The following is an 18981-nucleotide window of genomic DNA, read 5'->3' on the forward strand; positions in this document are numbered from 1 at the left end:
ATTTACTTTTTGATAGATTCGTTCTTTTTCAGCAATTACTTGATAGTTTTGCATTACATCTGCAAAACGCAGTGTTTCTTTATCGCCTAAACCGAGAAAACCATCTTTACTCAAACTCTCATAGAAGAGATTCTGAACTTTATTTTGTAAAGTTGGTGTAAAATAAATTAGAACGTTACGGCAGATGATCACATGAAATTCATTAAATGACTGATCTGTAACTAAATTGTGCTGAGCAAAAATGATATTTTTCAATAGTGATGAATGAAAATAAGCAAATTGTTGATCCGTCAGATAGTATTCTGAGAATGCCTGCGTTCCTCCAGCCATCATATAATTTTTAGTATAAGCTTGCATTTTATTTATGGGAAATACGCCTTGAGCGGCTTTCTCTAAAACATGCTCATTCATATCCGTAGCATAGATGACGGTTTTCTCCATTAAGCCTTCCTCTTGTAATAAAATAGCCATTGAAAATACCTCTTCACCCGTAGCACAACCCGCATGCCATATCCGAATTTCCGAATGATTTCTCAAACGGGGAATGATTTTTTTCCTAAATGCCTTAAAAAAACTTGGATTTCGAAACATTTCAGTCACGTTAATGGAAAAATCATTTAAGAGCTTTTCTAAAAAGACAGGATCATGGATCACTTTTTCAAGCATACGCGAAATTGTTGGGATTTGATCTATTTTCATTCTATTAGAAATACGGCGAGAAATAGAAGAACGGGTATACTGACGAAAATCAAAACCAGACACCCGATAAATTCCCTCTAGCAACAAGTCAATTTCAACCTTGATTTGCTGGTCGTTCTCTAATCCATGCCCTATATCCGGCTTTTCAATATCCATTCATCTCTCTCCTTACTTTACTAACCAAACACGTAGAACAGAAAATAATTGATCTAGATTTAATGGTTTACTAATATAGTCTGATGCCCCAGCTTGTAAGCATTTTTCTTTATCATGTTTCATGGCTTTCGCTGTTAACGCAATAATTGGTAGGTTAGTTAAGGTCTTCATCGTTCGAATTCTGGACATTGTTTCATACCCATCCATATTCGGCATCATAATATCCATAAGAATTAAATCTATTTCTTGATTGTCTTTGAGGATATCTAAACATTCGACCCCATCATGAGCTACGGTAATATTCATTCCCCTTTTTTCAAGAGTCGTTTTTAAGGCATAGATATTCCGATAATCATCGTCAACTATGAGAATATTTTTCGATTTGAATACTGTATCACCTTTGGATTCATGTAAAGCTTCCGTATCTTGCTCAATAGTCTTATCAGCTCCTACTCTTTCCTTATTCACTGTACTTATAGTAGAGGCCACTTCATTGAAAGCCATATTTGCTTCTCTTTCTTTAGAGAATCCTTCTGACAAGCTCGGTATAATGATGGTAAAAGTACTACCTTCTCCTACCTCGCTTTTAAGGAAGATCTCACCTCCAAGTAATTTAGCGAATTCCTTACAAATGGATAGTCCAAGACCCGTTCCTCCATATTTACGAACCATTGCTCCATCCGCTTGTTGAAATGATTCAAAAATAAGATTTTGTTTATTTTTCGGGATCCCGATTCCTGTATCCGTAACAGATATGGCGAGCCAATTTGAGCTAGTCATTTGCATCTCTTGTGTCAGAACATCATCCTCAATTTTTTTTATATTTAGAGAAACAGAACCTTCTTCCGTAAATTTAAAAGCATTGGATAACAAATTCTTTAATATTTGTTGGAACCGTTTTTCATCTGTATAAAAAACATCTTCCACATTAGCGGATTTATTTATTTTAAAGTCTAAGTTCTTTTTCTTAGCAATCGGAGAGAATGTTCGTTCTAACTGTTCTGGGACTTCACTCATATTAATTTCACCATAATGAACATCTAATTTTCCTGCTTCGATTTTAGACAGATCCAAAATATCATTAATTAATGAGAGGAGATCTTCTCCAGAAGAATGAATGACTCTTGCAAATTCTACTTCCTCTTCAGATAAATCTTGGTTACCATTTTCAGCCAACATCTCAGATAAAATTAAAATACTGTTTAGTGGTGTTCGTAATTCATGAGACATATTAGCCAAAAATTCTGATTTATAGTTTGAATTAAGTAACAGCTGGTCGGCCTTTTCTTCTAATTCTTTCTTCACGCGTTCTAATTCTTTCGATTTAGCCTCTGCTTCTTTCGTTCTTTCTTCCAATTGTTCGTTAATCGTGAGCAATTCCTCAGCCTGCATTTGCGACTCTTCAGTTTGCGTTTGTAACTCTTCAGATTGCGTTTGTAGTTCTTCTGATTGGGCTTGCAATTCTTCTGTCATCGACCTTGACTCGTTCAATAGACGTACAATCTCCATACGCCCCATGATACTATTAACCGTTAACCCAAACGTTTCAACTATTTGTGAGACTAACTCTTGATGTAACATAGAAAACTCAGTTAGCGAAGCTAGCTCTATGACAGCAATAACTTCATTTTCAAACAAGACAGGCGTTATCAAAATGCCTTTTGGTTGTACATCGCCTAATCCTGTACTGATTACATGATAGTCACGAGGAATCTCCTTAAATGTCATAATGCGCTTTTCTTTCGCTATTTGACCAATTAACCCTTGTCCTAAATAAAAACGATCTCTTCCAATATCATCAATTGAATCGGCAAAGGCTGCTTTCTTAACGAATTCATCATTCTCTTCTCGTACATAAAAAGCACCAAATGAAGCCTCTGTCATCTTCGTAATTTCTGAAAGAAATATTTCACCCAATGTGTTAATAGAGGATATACCTTGGTATTTCGTCAAAATAGCCGCAATGTTTGACTGAATCCATTCACGTTTTTCGATGTGAGCCAATAAGGCATTGGTGGCCGAACCGAGTTCTTTCATCTCATCGTTTGTTTTAACATTGATTCTTTCTGTAAGATCACCTTTGGATGAGGCAATTTTACTAATTACACGCGTCACGTCTTTAATTGTTCTAACGATTGATCTTGATATCGTACTTGCCATAACAATAGAAATGAGACAGATAAGTAGAAGAATTCCAAATAAGCCAATCGTTATGATGGTATTTTTATTGTCCAATTGCGTTGCTCGTTTTTGAGTTAACGCCCTCTCAGTTGAACGAAACTGATCAAACTGATCTCTTATGGAGTCCATATCCTTTTGACCAGTACCTGCTATGTAGAATTTTTTGATTTCGGCTGTTCGGTTATCCTTTTTCAATTGATTAATGGGAACACTTATAGTTGTTATCCAGTGTTCAATCGTTGATCTAATGTCTTGTAACTTCTTTTGTTGGTTTGGGTTATTCTTTAGTAACTCATTAAGACGTTCATAATCTTTGCCCCAACTATCTTCGGCTTTGTTATAAGGATCTAAATAGCTCGTATCTCCAGAAATTACGTAACCACGTTGACCAGTTTCCATATCTAATATATCTCTTTCAATCCGGTTTGTTAGGTCATGTACATCAGAATCATGATTAATAATAAAATTTCTTTCCTTTTGTAAGGATTTAATCTGATGATTAAGGAGGACGACCGATGCAAGTAAACAAGCAATGATAATGATGTATCCAAGAACGATCTTGGAACGTATTCCAAATTTCACTTCACTCTCCATTAGTTTTCCTCCTACCCATTTGTCAATATTTATACTCTTAATAGTAAACTAAGTAAATAGAAATCAAAAGGATTCATCAAAAAAATTCAATGAATGATAGTTATCAAAAGAAGACCTATTAACATTGAAATAAAATTACTTATACATCGATCTTTTCCAAATAGAGTCCACATGCATCCGCTAATCGACCCGTTTGGTTCCTTTCTTTTGATTCTATTATGTCTGGTATATGGTCTGGATCAATGTGACCAAGACCCACTTCGATTAACGTACCGACCATTTTTCTAACCATGTTATAAAGAAACCCGTTTCCTTTTACTCTAATTTGAATGAAACCTTCATTTTCTTCTATTTCCATGCTATGGATTGAACGAACTTTTGTTTTTTTCTTTGATTTGGCGTTTGAATAAGCCGTAAAATCATGCTCACCAATAAAATATTGGCCAGCTTTTATCATTTTGTCTACGTCAAGTTTAGTTTCAATATGCATACTGTACTTTCGCATAAATGGATGAGGATAGACCTTATTCCATATTTTATATCGATACGTTTTGTCTTTGGCATGATAACGGGCATGGAAACGATCAGGGACTTCTATAACCTCAATGACACTAATGTCTTGAGGTAAATAACGATTGAGATAGTTTGAGATTTTTGATTCTGTTATATTTTTATTAAGTTTAACATTCGCTATTTGAGCAAGAGCATGGACCCCTGCATCCGTCCGACTACTCCCAATAATCTCAACTTTTTCACCTTCTAATTCAGATAAAACCTGTTCTAATTTTCCTTGAATCGTGTTCTCGCCATTACCTAGGCGCTGCCATCCTTTATAACGTCCGCCGTCGTATTGAATGGTTAGTTTATAATTAGTCATTGTTTTCTCCTTTAAACTGTCTTTAATAAATAAAACACAAATTAATAAGCTATGTAAATTTAAAATGATTCTACCCTATAACTAATTTTGAGTGTTTATGGCACGTTTGTCAAAGTAAGCCTAATTTTATTCCATTCGCCTATCTTAATTCTAGCTCATCATCATGGCCATTTAGTTTGGTAATGGTTCTTTAGAGGTATATGTGTTTGTAAATAATTTGCTATCAAATTTAGTTCTAAACAGCTAATACCAAACTTGAGGTGAAGACTTTGAAACGAACAATCGTTATCTTACTTAGCTCCATTTATGTTATATTTATGGCTTGTTTAACAATCTATTATTTTATAAATAATATCCCGTTTAAATCATTTATTGCTCTTAGCGGCATTCTTTGTGGAGGAATACCTCTATTTATTGCTGTTTTTACAAGGATTCCATTAAACTTATCTATCATCGTTTCCTATTTAATTTTCTTAATAGGTGCCCAATATTTTGGTTCGATTAAAGGATGGTTTGGGCAAGGCTCTTGGGATACTTTTATTCATTTAATCAGTGGACCTGTCCTTGCATTTGTAGGTAGAGCATTAAACAAACGATTACTGCACCAAGAGGAAGACGATATCATTTCACCTTGGTTCGTTTTTCTATCAACTCTCTCTATCGTTGCTTTAGGAGGGGTCATTTGGGAGATTTATGAGTTTTGTATTGATCATTTATTTGGTACCGACATGCAAATAGGGGGAAATTCAGATACACTGACCGATTTAATAGCTGATACAGTTGGAGGATTCATTATTTCCATTTGGGCAGGTGTTAAAACAAAAATAAGAAATAGGACTCTTTTATTAAAGAATCATCACATGGATGCTCGTAAGAATATTAATTATTAGTTTTACTTTAGTCTCTCTCTAAATTAATTACGTTTTTACAGTCATAAGTGAATCATCGTCAATAAGTTAAGTTACTAAGAAAAATGTCTGTTTTTATCAAATTCGGGCTTTTAATAGGACCAGGATACAATCGGGATATAGCATCATTACATATTATTTAATGAACGAATAATAGAAAGGGGGGGACATGATGCCAGGGCATGAAAAAAACAAAAAAAACAAAAACCATCATCAAAAGGATGATCACAAAAAAGACGCTTCTAAACACTGCGAAATGAAATCTCATAAAGATGATGAAAAGAAATCTTATAAAGATCATGATAAGAAATCTTATAAAGATCATAAAGAGAACTCCTGTAAGGATGATAAAAAGAAATCATATAAGCACGACAAAGATTGTGAGAAATATATTACTATCATAAACTATGGTAATATTGCAAAAGATGGTGGGTCTATTAAAGCTGGGACTTGTAAATCAAGTTCTAAAAAAGATCGTAATAAATAGCAGTAATAGTAAACGGACTGACTAGTTAGTGATCCCGTTCATCGTCAGTCCCTTTTTTATGGGCTTAAAAGGATCAATTCATCAAAGACACTCACCTATAAAATGACTGATTTACCTTACATAAAGTGAAACTTCAATCATCCCCCATTTTTAAGTCTGAACCAATCGGGCTCATACGGGCCGTTATCCCCCCTAGGAATGCTCGTTTACACTCATGACCTTGGGTTGGGAGTCTTCTGTTATTCCAAGTACTACCATTTCTAACATAAGCGAAAAAGACAAAAACATAAAACAAGTTCAAGCAAATCTATTGACAGGAGACAATAAATCAAATAACATGTGTAAGTCATCAAATAATTTGTATACGAATTAATTATATATAGATATATACTTATAGATTTCTCCCGCTATGATTAGGCGGGATTTTTATGTGTACATGATACATTTTTGCGGTAATAAAAGGATATACACCCATTTTCTTAAAAAACTTACGATAAGGAGGTTTCCACACTAATGGATAAACAAACTATTAGTTCTCAAACATATAATAGACGCACCATTTTTGGAATTATGATGGCAGGAGCTGTTGTGGCATTTCTTAATCAAACTCTCATTAATGTAGCGTTACCACAAATGATGAACTCTCTTCATATCACGGCAGATGTTGCCAACTGGTTAACCACAATCTTTATGCTCGTTAACGGTATTGTTATTCCTATTACAGCATTCTTAATGTCTCGTTTTACGACAAGACAGCTCTATCTCTCATCCATTGGACTTTTCACTTTAGGGACTTTCATTTGCGGGATTGCACCAAGTTTTTCTATTATTTTGATCGGACGTGTCATTCAAGCGATTGGTGCTGGTATCCTGTTTCCATTGATTACAAATGTTATTTTCACTCTTTTTCCGCTGAACCGAAGAGGTTTTGCCATGGGAATATTTGGAGTGGCAATGAACTTTGCTCCAGCAATCGGTCCTACATTATCAGGTTGGGTCGTTGAACATCATTCATGGAGAGTTCTCTTCTTTATTATTTTCCCATTCGCGCTTCTGAATTTTCTCCTTTCAATTAAGATGGTTAAAAATGTTTCGGAAGTTAAGCGTTCAAAGCTAGACGTATTAGGTGTCATTCTATCAACGTTAGGCTTTGGAGGCATCTTGTATGGATTTGCAGAAGCAGGTACCATGGGTTGGACCAGTCGACTTGTTTTAACTATGTTTGTTATTGGCATACTAAGTTTGGCTTTATTCGTATGGCGTCAATTAACTGTTAAAAATCCTATTTTAGAATTTCGCATTTTCCGCTATAACACTTTTACATTGACAACGGTTATTAACGTTGTCATTACCATGGCCATGTTTTCTGGTATGATTCTAATGCCGATCTACATGCAGAATGCTAGAGGATTTTCTCCATTATATTCTGGATTAATGTTACTTCCTGGCGGTGTTGTTATGGGGATCATGTCTCCTATCACCGGAAAGCTATTCGATCGTTTTGGGGCTAAATGGTTGGCTGTTTCTGGTTTAGCTATAACCATTGTGACGACTTATTTATTAACAAAACTTACATTAGATACCACCTTCACCTATGTCATCTTGGTCTACACAGCTAGGATGCTTGGAATGTCTTTGATCATGATGCCAATCTTTACAGCTGGATTAAATGAGCTATCTTTAAATCTTAACCGATTTGGAACGGCTATGGTTAATGCGCTCAGAATGGTGGCAGGTGCTGTTGGAATGGCCTTCTTTGTTTCTATTATGACGAAGAGTGAAGCCATACATGTCAAACAAATCATTCTAGATCATCATATTAACCCCGCTGATAAAATACAAATGGCCACCGTAATAAGACAAGCAACCGTTATAGGAATTAATGAAGCTTTCTTGATTGCAACAGGATTAACGGTTGTAGCTTTTATACTTGCTTTCTTCATACGTCGAACATCTCAAGATTCAAAAGAAGAGATTGAGAAGGAAGAAGTTAATAAAGTAATACTGTTAGAAAAAAGAGGATAAAGTGAAACAAAGCCAATAATCCTAGTGGATTATTGGCTTTGTTTCACTTTTGCTTTGTAAGATGAATAAATTAATAACTTGATACTGTTAATATACTCCTTTTCTAAGAGTAAGGTTGATCAATCAGAGGAAATGGAAGCTCCCTCTGATTGAAGTTTAGCATGTTCGATTATCTTACTTTGATTCATTAGTTAACATATACTTTAATTCTATTCTCATCTATTAAGATCCCTTACACTCTGCAACTCATTTACAATGTCAGTATATTGTTGATCTAATTTGTAGAACAATAGTATCGCAATTTGAATAACACAAAAGACTACAGGGAGATAAATAAACATGAATTGAATGGAAAAATGAGCTAAAGCGCTTACAGTTGTTTGTCCACCAACGTATCCACCAATGGCTAAGCCCCACCCAACAAGAGCAATTCCTAGACCACTTCCAGCTTTGGTTCCGAAGCTGCCGGCACTGTAAACAAGTCCTTCCGTACGGACACCGCTTCTCCATTCACCATATTCGACCGTATCCGCTAGCATGGCAAAAACAGTTCCCATAATAGCTGCTGTACCGAGCGCCTTAATGATTAGCCCTATCATAACGATCACCAAATTATGTGGCTGAATAGCGATTATCAATGACCCTACAATCATGATCACGCTCCCCACTAAAGCAGAATTACGTTTCCCAATATGTTTTATTACAAAAGCTAAAACACAGAAACCGATCAATTGTGGCAGCAATGTAGCCATACCAAGCATACCAACAAGATTTTTATCGTTCAAAATATATTGCGCATAATAGACATTGATTCCGCTTCCAAGTGCATTATTGGCAAAGAACGCAATAGCAAATACAACCATTAATGCCCAATACTTATTTCGAAATAACGCTTTTAATCCTCGTTTAAGTGGAACATCCTTTTTAACAACAGATGGTTTAACACGTTCTTTAGTTGAAGCAAATGTGACAAAGAATAGAATCATACCAAGAATTCCATAAATCGAGATAGTGATGATCCATCCTTTTTTACCATCACCGAAAGCGCTTACTAAAGGAAGTGTAAAAAATGTTACTAACAGAGCTCCCACATTGGCTAATACCATACGAAAAATATTGAGAACAGACCTTTGATAAGCATCTTGAGTAATCAATGAATTGATGACACCATATGGAACATTGATCGCCGAGTAAATAAAATTCATGAGAAGATATGTCACATACACATAAATTAAGGTGATCACCGCACTTGTTGTTGGAACTGTAAACAAGATAACTCCAGAAATTGAAAATGGAACGGCCATCCAAATGAGCCATGGACGAGCCTTACCATGCCTGCTTTTTGTTTTATCGATAAGAACGCCAACACCGATATCCACAAATGCATCAAGGACACGAGCGACTAACATTAATGTTCCTACTACGCCGGCAGCGATACCAATCGTATCCGTATAGTAGAACGTTAAGAATGTCGTAACCGTACAAAAAAGTAATTGACTGGCAAAGTCTCCAAAACCATACCCTATTTTCTCTTTTAACTTAATTTCATGAACTGTTGAAACATGAGTGTGGCTCGCGACCGTTTGCTTATTCGTATTTGTAATCATGAATCATTCTCCTCGTTCTTAAAATTCAGATGATTATTGATAAGATTTGAGACTGTTACCTCATTTGATACGTTGGCACTTCTCGCTAAGTAAATTTCAATTTGTTAATTTGTATACACGAGCTTCGTAAGGATGCAAGGTAAACATGTTTAATTTTCCATTTGAACTTACTTTTTTATTAGCAATAAGCAGGCTTTGGCTTGTGTAACCCAAATCCTCTGGTAAAACAAAATTAGCTGGTTTCTCTGAAAAATTTAGAATAACTAATATTGCTTCATCCTCCAAAGATCTAATGTAAGCATAGATTTGATCGTCATCCTCAAGAATTAGATGGTAATCACCATAAATAAGAACTTCATGTTCCTTTCTTAGTTGAATTAATTCTTTGTAATAATGAAAAATAGAATCTTTTTCATTTAACGATTTCTCTACATTAATCTCTTTATAATTTGGATTGACCGAAATCCATGGGGTTCCTTCAGTAAATCCAGCATTAATTTGATCATTCCACTGCATTGGTGTGCGAGCGTTATCTCGACCTTTAGCGTAGATACACTCTAAAGCCTTTTGGATGGATTCATTTCCTTTATCTTCGTTCTCACGATAGAGGTTTAGACTTTCTACATCTCTATAATCGTCAATAGATTCAAATCTGACGTTCGTCATTCCAATTTCTTGGCCTTGATAAATATAAGGAGTTCCCTGTAGTGTCATAAGGAATGTAGCCAGCATTTTAGCCGATTCCTTATAGTATTTCTTGTCATCTCCAAATCTAGAAACCGAACGTGGCTGATCATGATTTTCTAAATAGTTCGCATTCCAACCTTTTTCATGTAAACCTACTTGCCATCTTGTCATGACCTTTTTGAGATCTTTAAGCTGCCATGGCACAACATCCCATTTGCCGTTAGGTCCACTATCCAGCCCCATATGTTCGAAATGAAAGATCATATTAAACTTTCCCTGTGTCTCATCTACATACAATAATGATCCCTCTGGATCGACTCCATCCGCTTCCCCTACTGTCATTATGTCGTATTTATCAAACACCTTCTCTTTCAACTCTGAAAGGAAGTTCTGAATCCCCGGTTGGTTTCTGTGACAATCCCATGCTGGGACATAACGAGTTCCATACAAATTAGGTGCATCTGGAAGTCCTTCTTTCTTTTTAATAAACGTGATAGCATCAATACGAAATCCGTCAATTCCCTTGTTTAACCACCAAGTGATCATATTATATAGTGCCTCACGAACTTCTGGATTTTCCCAATTTAAATCGGGTTGTTTCTTTGAGAATAAGTGCAAGTAATATTCATCAGTAAGATCATCATATTGCCAAGCGGATCCTAGAAAAATAGACTCCCAGTTATTAGGCTCCTTTCCGTCTTTTCCTGGACGCCAATAATACCAATCCCTTTTCGGGTTATTCTTAGAAGAACGTGACTCAATAAACCAAGGATGCTCATCTGAAGTATGATTTGGCACAAGATCCATAATGAGTTTCATATCTCTTTGGTGAATTTCTTCCAAAAGTTGCTCCCAATCTTCCATTGTTCCGTAAACATCCATGATTCCTTTATAATCACTAATATCATAGCCATTATCATCGTTTGGAGATGAATAGACCGGGCAAATCCAAATCACATTTGCACCAAGAAATTTAATGTAATCCAGCTTGGAGATGATACCTTGTAAATCTCCAATGCCATCATTGTTACTATCGTTGAAACTTCTAGGATAGATCTGGTAAACGACACTCTCTTTCCACCACTGCTTTTGCATTTTAATACCCCTTTTCCCTAGTTACATGGCATTTTTTAAATTTCCCTAGGTAAGCGCTTTCCAAAAAATATATTGTAAAAAGAATAACCATCGTTTTACTTATTAGATCATTTATAAAGTGAAACTTCCATCAGTGGAGGTTTTCTTCATCCTCCACTGATGGTTGGACCTTTACGGGCAGTTGATCCCCCACCTATCTTCTTTGAATACTCAGAACCTTGAGGTCGGGGTCTTTACTTGCCGTTAAGGCGGGATAAATGTTGCTTTTAAAAAGTGTTTTAATTCAAAGCCAGGAAAACGCTTTCCTTGATTTAAATTATAAGATTTTTTTGTCTATTGTCAAGTGAAATGTACACCACAATTATGATAAAATAAAGTTAATGATAACGCTTTCCTAAACTAGCTATTGCTTTAATCGAATGAAAGATGGGTGAACCGATGTGAAAATAACTATCAAAGATATTGCTCGGATGGCTGGCGTTTCCATCGCTACGGTTTCTAGAGTTATTAACAACAGTAAACCAGTCAATGAGGATGTCCGCATGCGGGTTCTAAAGGCCATGGAACAAACAAATTTTCTTCCAAATGCAATGGCAAGAAACCTTGCCAAAAATAAATCTTACTTACTAGGTGTCATGATTCCAGATGTGAAAAATACCGTTCTTGATGACTTGATTCACGGCATCAATCATGTGTCTGAATTATATGGTTATAATACGATGTTAAGTTTAACTTCCGGAATGCTTGAAAATGAACTCCATTATTTCAATAAGTTCCGTGAAATACAAGCAGACGGTATTATTTTAGCTAGTGATTACTTAAAAGAAAATCTTATTACGAATATCAAACAAACCAATATTCCATGCATTTTGGTTGGTAGAGACCGTTCAGATGCCATCCCTTCCGTCCATATAGATAATATAACCGCTGCCTATGAAGCGGTGACCTATCTTATTCAACAAGGGCATCGGAAAATTGGCATGCTACGTTTACGAAATGAAGATATCGCTTCAGGATATCATCGTTATCAAGGCTATGCGCAAGCATTAACCGAAGCGGGTATAACCATTAATGGTGATTGGGTCATAGAATGCGGAGTCTCCGTGGAAGATGGAATGATGGCAATGCGTAAAATATGTGAAACAACCGATATACCAACAGCTATATTTTGTGCCACGGACCGTATAGCTATCGGTGCTATTAATTATTTGTATGAAAGAGGTTTAAGTGTACCCGACGATATATCCATTTACGGCTTTGATGGCATTGACATGGCATCCATTATTCGTCCTAAATTATCAACGGTGAAATACTCCGCTACAGAAATTGGAATGACGGCAGCTCGTAATCTTATTAAATTAATTAAAGGTGAAACCATTACTCCACGTCATTGGGTTATACCGCATTATTTAAAAAATAGAGAGAGTGTCCGTTTGTTGAAATAGACTTCTATATCTCATTTTCAAAATAGGTTCAATTTATATTAAGCAGTATTAATATTTAAATCTATGTTGACTAACTATGTTCGAACAAAATAAAAAGGATACCATTATCCCTTCATTGGTATCCTTCTTGATTTTAATCATTATTTCTATTTGAGAAAGTAATCTCGTGGTAATCGATACATTATAAAAGCTCTTTAGCACGTTTATGCTTTTGATGGAATATCATGAAAATCAAGACCTGACTTAACTTCTTTTACGTATCCTGCCCGGATCACATAATCACCAAAATGCTCATTTTCTTTTCTTTCTTTCGCATAGTTAAAAAGAATAGGTTTGAGTGTCGCGATGATTTCTTCTTCTCCAATATTTTCACGGTATAACTTATTTAAACGATCCCCAGTAAAACTTGCACCTAAGTACATGTTATATTTTCCTGGTCCTTTACCGATAAAACCAATTTCGGCAAGAGCTGGTCTTGCACAGCCATTCGGACAACCTGTCATACGGATCGTGATTTCTTCTTCTCTTAATCCTGCTTCATCTAGGATAAGCTCCAATTTATCGATAAGAGATGGCAAATAACGTTCAGATTCCGCCATTGCAAGTCCACAAGTTGGGAGGGCTACGCACGCCATCGAATTACGACGTAAAGCAGAATTTTGTTTTCCATCAGTGAGACCGTATTCTTTAACTAGTTTTTCAATAATAGGTTTCATTTCCTGAGTGACGTTGCCAATAATTAAATTTTGGTTTGGTGTCATCCGGAAATCACCCGTGTGAACTTTTGCAATCTCTCTTAATGCTGTTTTAAGCTTATAATCTTGAGTATCGACCACTCGGCCATTCTGGATAAATAAGGTCAAATGCCATTTGCCATTCCCTTTGACCCAACCATAGTGGTCACCGTTACGATCAAAATGGAAAGGACGTGCCTCTTCTAGATTCCACCCTAATCGTTGATTAAGCTCATTCAAGACCCATTCTTTTCCTAATCGATCAACGGTATACTTGAAACGAGCATTCTTTCTATTGGAACGATTGCCATAATCACGTTGGATCGTCAGTACTTTTTCTGCAACGTCCACCAACCTCTCCTTCGGAATGAAGCCGATAAGCTTACCAACTTGTGGATAGGTACTCGTATTACCATGGGTACTTCCCATACCACCCCCGATGGTGACGTTAAAGCCAACGAGTTTTTCATCTTCTAATATTGCAATAAAACCAAGGTCTTGAGAAAAGACATCAATATCATTTGATGGTGGAACAGCAATACCAATTTTAAACTTCCTTGGTAAATAGAAATCGCTGTAAAGTGGTTCTACTTCCTCACGGCTATCAACCACTTTTTCTTCATCTAACCAGATTTCGTGGTAGGCTCTCGTTTGAGGAAGGAGATGGTCACTGACCTTATGCGCCAATTCATGGATTTCAGCATGAACCTTAGACTGATCAGGGTTAACGTTACACATCACATTCCTGTTGACATCGCCGCAAGCGGCAATCGTGTCCATAAGCGAATGGTTGATGTCTTGCATTGTTTTCTTCAAATTCCATTTTAGTATCCCGTGCATTTGGAATGTTTGTCTAGTCGTCAACTTGAGCGTTCCATTTCCATAAGTTTCGCTTAATTTATCCATGGTCAAATACTGCTCTGGCGTAGCTACTCCACCAGGCAAACGAACGCGAATCATAAATTGATAGGCCGGCTCTAGCTTTTGTTTTTTTCGTTCATTTCGAATATCTCTGTCATCCTGCATATAGCTTCCATGGAATTTCAAAATCTTTGTCTCTTCAACGGGAATAGAAGCTGTAATTGGATCGGCAAAACTCTCAACCAATTTACCACGAAGGTGGTGACTTTCTTCTTTAATTCGTTCCATATCATCGGGTGGTCCTGCTTCATAAGGGAATCTTTGTGTCATTCTATGAAACTCCTTTCGTTATGAGCCAATAAGTCTCTTAATAAACGTCACGTTGGTATCGTTTCTCTTTACGCATCGATGCTACGTAGTTTTCTGCTTCCTCGGGACTTTTGTTGCCTTCTTTTTCAATAATGGTTAATAGCGTTTGATGAACGTCTTTTGCCATATGTTTCTCATCACCACACACATATACATGGGCTCCTTTTTCGAGCCATTCGTATAAGTCCTTACTCTTTTCTAACATGCGGTGCTGAACATAGACTTTCTTATCAGTGTCACGAGAAAAAGCGACATCTAACCTAGACAGAACGCCATCCTTAAGCCATTTTTGCCATTCAATTTGATAAAGGAAGTCCGTAACAAAATGTTGATCGCCGAAGAATAACCATGAATCACCTTTTGCTTCTATCTCCTCGCGCTCTTGTAAGAATGACCGATATGGCGCGACGCCTGTTCCAGCACCAATCATAATAACAGGGGTATCTGGGTTTTCCGGTAATCTAAAGTTGTCATTTTTCTGAACAAATACAGATAATCGATCACCTACTTGAACGTGTTCGGATATTTGTCCGGAACAAACACCTTTCCGATCACGCCCATGTGCATGATAGCTCACTTTTCCGATCGTAAGATGCACTTCATCTGGATTAGCCTTTAAACTACTAGCGATTGAGTATAATCGTGCCGGAAGTTTTCGTAGAATTTTTATAAAATCAGCTGCTGATGCCTTCCATGGACCAAAATCTTGAATTAAATCAAGAAGATCACGACCATCGATATAAGCATTGATATCATCTCTATTATTCGACTCCACCAATTTCTTAAGTTCTTCATTTTCAGATAACCGGGCAGCTTTTTCTAACAACGGCTTCGTTAAGGATGTGATATCAAAATAGGTAGAGAGTGCCTCACGAATTGATAGCAAATCGCCTTGTTTATTTATAGTTAGTGATTCATCCGGATTCCATCCTAAGTTCTTTATGATCGCATCGACAATCGCTGGATCATTTTCTGGAAGGATTCCGAGACTATCTCCTGGTTCATACGTTAAATTTGAGCCTTCCAAGTCTAACTCCAAATGATGTGTCTCCTTATTCGAACCACGTCCATTTAAATTGATATTCTCTAAGACTTCAGCTTTAAATGGGTTCGTTTTCGAATAATTCGTATGGTAAGTTATCGATTGTTCTTGATCTTGGATACCCTTAATTTCGGCAGATTTTGCTTGATCTTCTTTTAACTTTTCTAAAACGCCTTCAAACCATTCTGCAGCTGGTTCTTCATAGTCTAGATCACAATCAACTCGAGGATACAGTCTTTCTCCTCCCAATTCTTCTAAACGTTTATCAAAGTCTTTACCTGCTTGGCAGAAGAATTCATAGGATGTATCTCCTAGTGCAAGGACGGAAAAACGCACTCCTTCAAGTTTTGGAGCCTTCTTACCATGGAGAAATTCATGGAAAGATAATGCATTATCTGGTGGATCACCATCCCCATGCGTACTTGTCACGATGAGTAAATCTTGGACATTTTTGATAGATTTAGGTTTAAAATCTTCCATTGAGGAGAAACTGACGTTAAAGTTTTGATTTTCTAACTTTTGTGAAAATGTTTCAGCAAGTCTTTTGGAATTCCCTGTATCCGTCCCAAATAGAATGGTAATGTCACGAGTTTTCACCTGACTGGTTGTTTGAACAGATACCTCACCCTCTAAACCATTTTGCTCTAGGGTTGCGGTCGCTGCCACTTCATCAAACTCATGCTGAACGGCGGACAAATATCCACTTAACCAAATTTTCTGATGACTTGACAAAGACGGTAACAATTGATTCAAGAGCTCTACCTGTTCTTTACTAAAAGGACTGCTTGTTACTTGTAATTGCATTCATTCCACCTCACTAAGAACTATTTTTTGATGGCTAATACATCTAGGGTGTTATGCTACGTTTCTAATATAATTCACAGAATGTATATTTTTGGTCTCCGTAGTATGTATACACACACTGTTTTATTGAATATAATAGTCTTGAAAGCCCTTCCCCTTTTTATGCAAATTTATATGGGATATATCCTATTTTGATCCTAAAACATCCATGTCTCGGTAATCAAATTAGTTTAGTCGGAATTATCATTAAAAAATTATCCCACTTTTTTAATGAATGGACATCTGAAAAATAAGAGCATTAATTCTATTTGTTAACTTTGATTTATTGTAAATTATATTCATAAAAATATCAAGGTATTTTTAAAATTTCTAAAAATATTTCTCATTGTTGAAAATATAAGACTATGGAACGTTATATTAGGATAAATTCCACGCAAGGATCATCTTACATTCGGATTTTATTTCTAGCTTATCATTAGTAAGTGGTTTGCATACAAAAATGTTTTTATTAAACATAAGACCTCTGCTTATTTAAAGCAAAGGACCTTATGTTTAAGTAGTAAAAATCAGTAGCCTTTTTGCATCTAACAAAAGATTAAAAGGATTTGAGCGCTTCAGTTATGGACGTTTCTCCCGATGTTAAATCAAACGAACGCCTATAGGTATGTTCTTCACCAAGAGCTGCCACTATAACATTGGCAACATCTTCACGAGGGATATAACCACGTTCTAAATTCTCAGATATGGTGACCTTACCTCGACCAGGTTCATTCACCAATCCACCCGGCCTAACAATCGTGTAATTTAAAGAACTTCCTACTAAAATTTTATCTGCATAGTGCTTGGCTACATAATAAGGTTTAATTGACTCATTCCAATTCTCTCGGTTATGGGCTTGAATCGCACTAACCATGATGAAACGGTTCACTCCCGCCTGTTCAGCCGCTTCAATCGTTTTTGCTGCACCATCTAAATCGACTAATAATGTTTTATCTGAACCGGTTGCACCGCCTGAACCTGCCGAGAAAACAACGGCATCACTGCCTATCATAGCCTCAGAAATACGATCAACCGTTCCTTCAAGATTTGCTACTCTGGCTTCTACACCTAAGTCTTTATATTTCGATGCCTGCTCTTCTGATCTAACCATGGCACACACCTCATGTTGATCACTTTTACTTAATAAAGAGACAATCTGTTTACCTATTTGCCCGTTGGCACCAACGACAAAAACTTTCATAAATATAACCCCCTTCTCACTTCACATTATTATTTCAAGGTCTATGACTTAAATCAAATCATTTGCTAAAACCTTCTTGGTCAAGCTCAATCACCTATAAAAAAAGAAGTTAAGCTATGCTAGAATGAACGTATGTACCTTTTCCTAATTATAGAAGGATGTGATGACTTGCAACAACTATTCTTTGAATCTTCCTGGGATAAAACCATTTGTGTAAAAGACCGTCAAATGATCCATGACACGTACATGAAAACAAAAAATGACGACAATACCATTCATTTTGTCCCTTTATGGCAAGCACTAAACCATAATGAAAGCCTATTAGTAACCGTACTTGTACATAATTTCAGTGAGAAACGTCTAACTTTCGATCATAAAGTCATAAAATATTTTGAAGACAGAAAGCAAATGGCTGAGTATGTATTTCATTTGCCAACACTTGTTGTTGAAGCGAAAACGAGTATGCCATGGACGTTTATTTTTCCCAAAGAAAGTGTTGATGAGAATGCGAAGTTGGAGAATGGGTATTTGGGGTTTTAAAATGATTGCTTCTATGGTAAATCACACCATTAACGCAGTATAAACCCGTACCATGCCTAAACTCACATATCCATAACAAAATAAAACTTTCTGCATAATCTATAAAGATAGTAGCCAATTTCACGACGGAGGAAATGCATGATGAGGTTCATGTCTTTTAGCGGTTATGTAACCATGATACGTGATTTTCCAATAACAACAAATGATGAAGGTTCTGATTGTTATAAAATGATATCCGTCGATAACGGATATGGAAAAGTTGTGAATTTTATAGCTGGTCCAACAACTTACTTTGTAGATCATGCAATGATCACAGTTGGAGATGCAATCACTGGGTTCTATGATGGTGACGCGATTGTTCCACTTATCTACCCTCCCCAATATCAAGCCATTGTGATCACTAAGAATCGCCCATATCAAAATGTCAAGGTAGACTTTTTCGACTCTCAATTAGTGAGTCGTGATGGTCATCTAAAATTAAATCTTTCTCCTTTTACTCAGGTTTTATTAGTCAATGGGCAAGCCTTTACAAAAAACCCCGCCAACCGAAATCTTATCGTTACTTATGGCCCTACTAGCAGAAGTATCCCACCGCAAACGACACCATATAAAATTATCGTGATCTGTTAG

General features: G+C 36.4%; 14 protein-coding genes. 6 read left to right on the top strand and 8 right to left on the bottom strand.

The genetic code is table 11. The annotated features are described in order from the left end of the window. The 3 genes from GMB86_RS07005 to truA all read right to left on the bottom strand — a co-directional run. The coding region (locus tag GMB86_RS07005; RefSeq protein WP_155218106.1) for a CheR family methyltransferase at nt 1-855 on the bottom strand (855 nt) is incomplete at its 3' end. Between the two features lie 12 nt (nt 856-867). After that, on the bottom strand, nt 868-3630 hold the full coding sequence (locus GMB86_RS07010) for a CHASE3 domain-containing protein (protein ID WP_155218108.1): 2763 nt from the start codon (nt 3628-3630) through the stop codon (nt 868-870). A 139-nt stretch (nt 3631-3769) separates the two neighbouring features. Continuing rightward, nucleotides 3770-4507: a tRNA pseudouridine(38-40) synthase TruA gene (gene truA, locus GMB86_RS07015; protein WP_155218110.1), complete on the bottom strand. Its 738-nt coding sequence runs from the start codon at nt 4505-4507 to the stop codon at nt 3770-3772. A gap of 269 nt (nt 4508-4776) precedes the next feature. Between truA and GMB86_RS07020 the strand changes: the two genes are divergently transcribed. From GMB86_RS07020 to GMB86_RS07030, 3 genes are all read left to right on the top strand, one after another. Beyond that, entirely contained in the window at nt 4777-5397 is a 621-nt protein-coding gene (locus tag GMB86_RS07020) for a hypothetical protein (RefSeq protein WP_155218112.1), read from the top strand. Between the two features lie 190 nt (nt 5398-5587). Then, nucleotides 5588-5902 (top strand): hypothetical protein, encoded by a 315-nt coding sequence (locus GMB86_RS07025; RefSeq protein ID WP_155218129.1) that lies wholly within the window; start codon nt 5588-5590, stop codon nt 5900-5902. 513 nt (nt 5903-6415) lie between these two features. Beyond that, nucleotides 6416-7927 (top strand): DHA2 family efflux MFS transporter permease subunit, encoded by a 1512-nt coding sequence (locus GMB86_RS07030; RefSeq protein WP_155218131.1) that lies wholly within the window; start codon nt 6416-6418, stop codon nt 7925-7927. 215 nt (nt 7928-8142) lie between these two features. On the opposite strand, the gene GMB86_RS07035 is transcribed toward GMB86_RS07030, so the two are convergent. Together GMB86_RS07035 and GMB86_RS07040 are read right to left on the bottom strand one after the other, a co-directional pair. Continuing rightward, nucleotides 8143-9534, bottom strand: coding sequence for an MFS transporter (locus GMB86_RS07035; RefSeq protein WP_155218134.1), 1392 nt, complete (start codon nt 9532-9534; stop codon nt 8143-8145). A 96-nt stretch (nt 9535-9630) separates the two neighbouring features. Then, nucleotides 9631-11316, bottom strand: a complete 1686-nt coding sequence (locus GMB86_RS07040) for a glycoside hydrolase family 13 protein (RefSeq protein ID WP_155218136.1) — start codon at nt 11314-11316, stop codon at nt 9631-9633. A 440-nt stretch (nt 11317-11756) separates the two neighbouring features. On the opposite strand from GMB86_RS07040, the gene GMB86_RS07045 reads away from it, so the two are divergent. Beyond that, entirely contained in the window at nt 11757-12761 is a 1005-nt protein-coding gene (locus tag GMB86_RS07045; protein ID WP_329602797.1) for a LacI family DNA-binding transcriptional regulator, read from the top strand. 203 nt (nt 12762-12964) lie between these two features. Here the strand turns inward: GMB86_RS07045 and cysI are convergent, their stop codons facing one another. The 3 genes from cysI to GMB86_RS07060 all read right to left on the bottom strand — a co-directional run bounded on the left by cysI (nt 12965) and on the right by GMB86_RS07060 (nt 17811). Continuing rightward, entirely contained in the window at nt 12965-14686 is a 1722-nt protein-coding gene (gene cysI, locus GMB86_RS07050) for an assimilatory sulfite reductase (NADPH) hemoprotein subunit (RefSeq protein ID WP_155218138.1), read from the bottom strand. Between the two features lie 37 nt (nt 14687-14723). Next, nucleotides 14724-16571, bottom strand: a complete 1848-nt coding sequence (locus GMB86_RS07055) for an assimilatory sulfite reductase (NADPH) flavoprotein subunit (protein ID WP_155218140.1) — start codon at nt 16569-16571, stop codon at nt 14724-14726. A gap of 595 nt (nt 16572-17166) precedes the next feature. Next, nucleotides 17167-17811 (bottom strand): SDR family oxidoreductase, encoded by a 645-nt coding sequence (locus tag GMB86_RS07060; protein WP_155218142.1) that lies wholly within the window; start codon nt 17809-17811, stop codon nt 17167-17169. 168 nt (nt 17812-17979) lie between these two features. Here GMB86_RS07060 and GMB86_RS07065 point away from each other — a divergent pair, with 168 nt between their 5' ends. Both GMB86_RS07065 and GMB86_RS07070 read left to right on the top strand, forming a co-directional pair. After that, nucleotides 17980-18351, top strand: coding sequence for an SLAP domain-containing protein (locus GMB86_RS07065; protein WP_196220149.1), 372 nt, complete (start codon nt 17980-17982; stop codon nt 18349-18351). A 138-nt stretch (nt 18352-18489) separates the two neighbouring features. Then, nucleotides 18490-18981, top strand: coding sequence for a hypothetical protein (locus GMB86_RS07070; RefSeq protein WP_155218146.1), 492 nt, complete (start codon nt 18490-18492; stop codon nt 18979-18981).

Source organism: Terrilactibacillus tamarindi, assembly GCF_009718825.1.
GTDB classification, from domain to species: Bacteria; Bacillota; Bacilli; order Bacillales; family Sporolactobacillaceae; genus Terrilactibacillus; species Terrilactibacillus tamarindi.

Excerpts from the sequence above, each read along its gene's own strand:
- GMB86_RS07010 (WP_155218108.1), bottom strand. The coding sequence starts at position 3,630 with ATGGAGAGTGAAGTGAAATTTGGAATACGTTCCAAGATCGTTCTTGGA.
- truA (WP_155218110.1), bottom strand. The coding sequence starts at position 4,507 with ATGACTAATTATAAACTAACCATTCAATACGACGGCGGACGTTATAAA.
- GMB86_RS07025 (WP_155218129.1), top strand. The coding sequence starts at position 5,588 with ATGCCAGGGCATGAAAAAAACAAAAAAAACAAAAACCATCATCAAAAG.
- GMB86_RS07030 (WP_155218131.1), top strand. The coding sequence starts at position 6,416 with ATGGATAAACAAACTATTAGTTCTCAAACATATAATAGACGCACCATT.
- GMB86_RS07035 (WP_155218134.1), bottom strand. The coding sequence starts at position 9,534 with ATGATTACAAATACGAATAAGCAAACGGTCGCGAGCCACACTCATGTT.
- GMB86_RS07040 (WP_155218136.1), bottom strand. The coding sequence starts at position 11,316 with ATGCAAAAGCAGTGGTGGAAAGAGAGTGTCGTTTACCAGATCTATCCT.
- cysI (WP_155218138.1), bottom strand. The coding sequence starts at position 14,686 with ATGACACAAAGATTCCCTTATGAAGCAGGACCACCCGATGATATGGAA.
- GMB86_RS07055 (WP_155218140.1), bottom strand. The coding sequence starts at position 16,571 with ATGCAATTACAAGTAACAAGCAGTCCTTTTAGTAAAGAACAGGTAGAG.
- GMB86_RS07060 (WP_155218142.1), bottom strand. The coding sequence starts at position 17,811 with ATGAAAGTTTTTGTCGTTGGTGCCAACGGGCAAATAGGTAAACAGATT.
- GMB86_RS07070 (WP_155218146.1), top strand. The coding sequence starts at position 18,490 with ATGATGAGGTTCATGTCTTTTAGCGGTTATGTAACCATGATACGTGAT.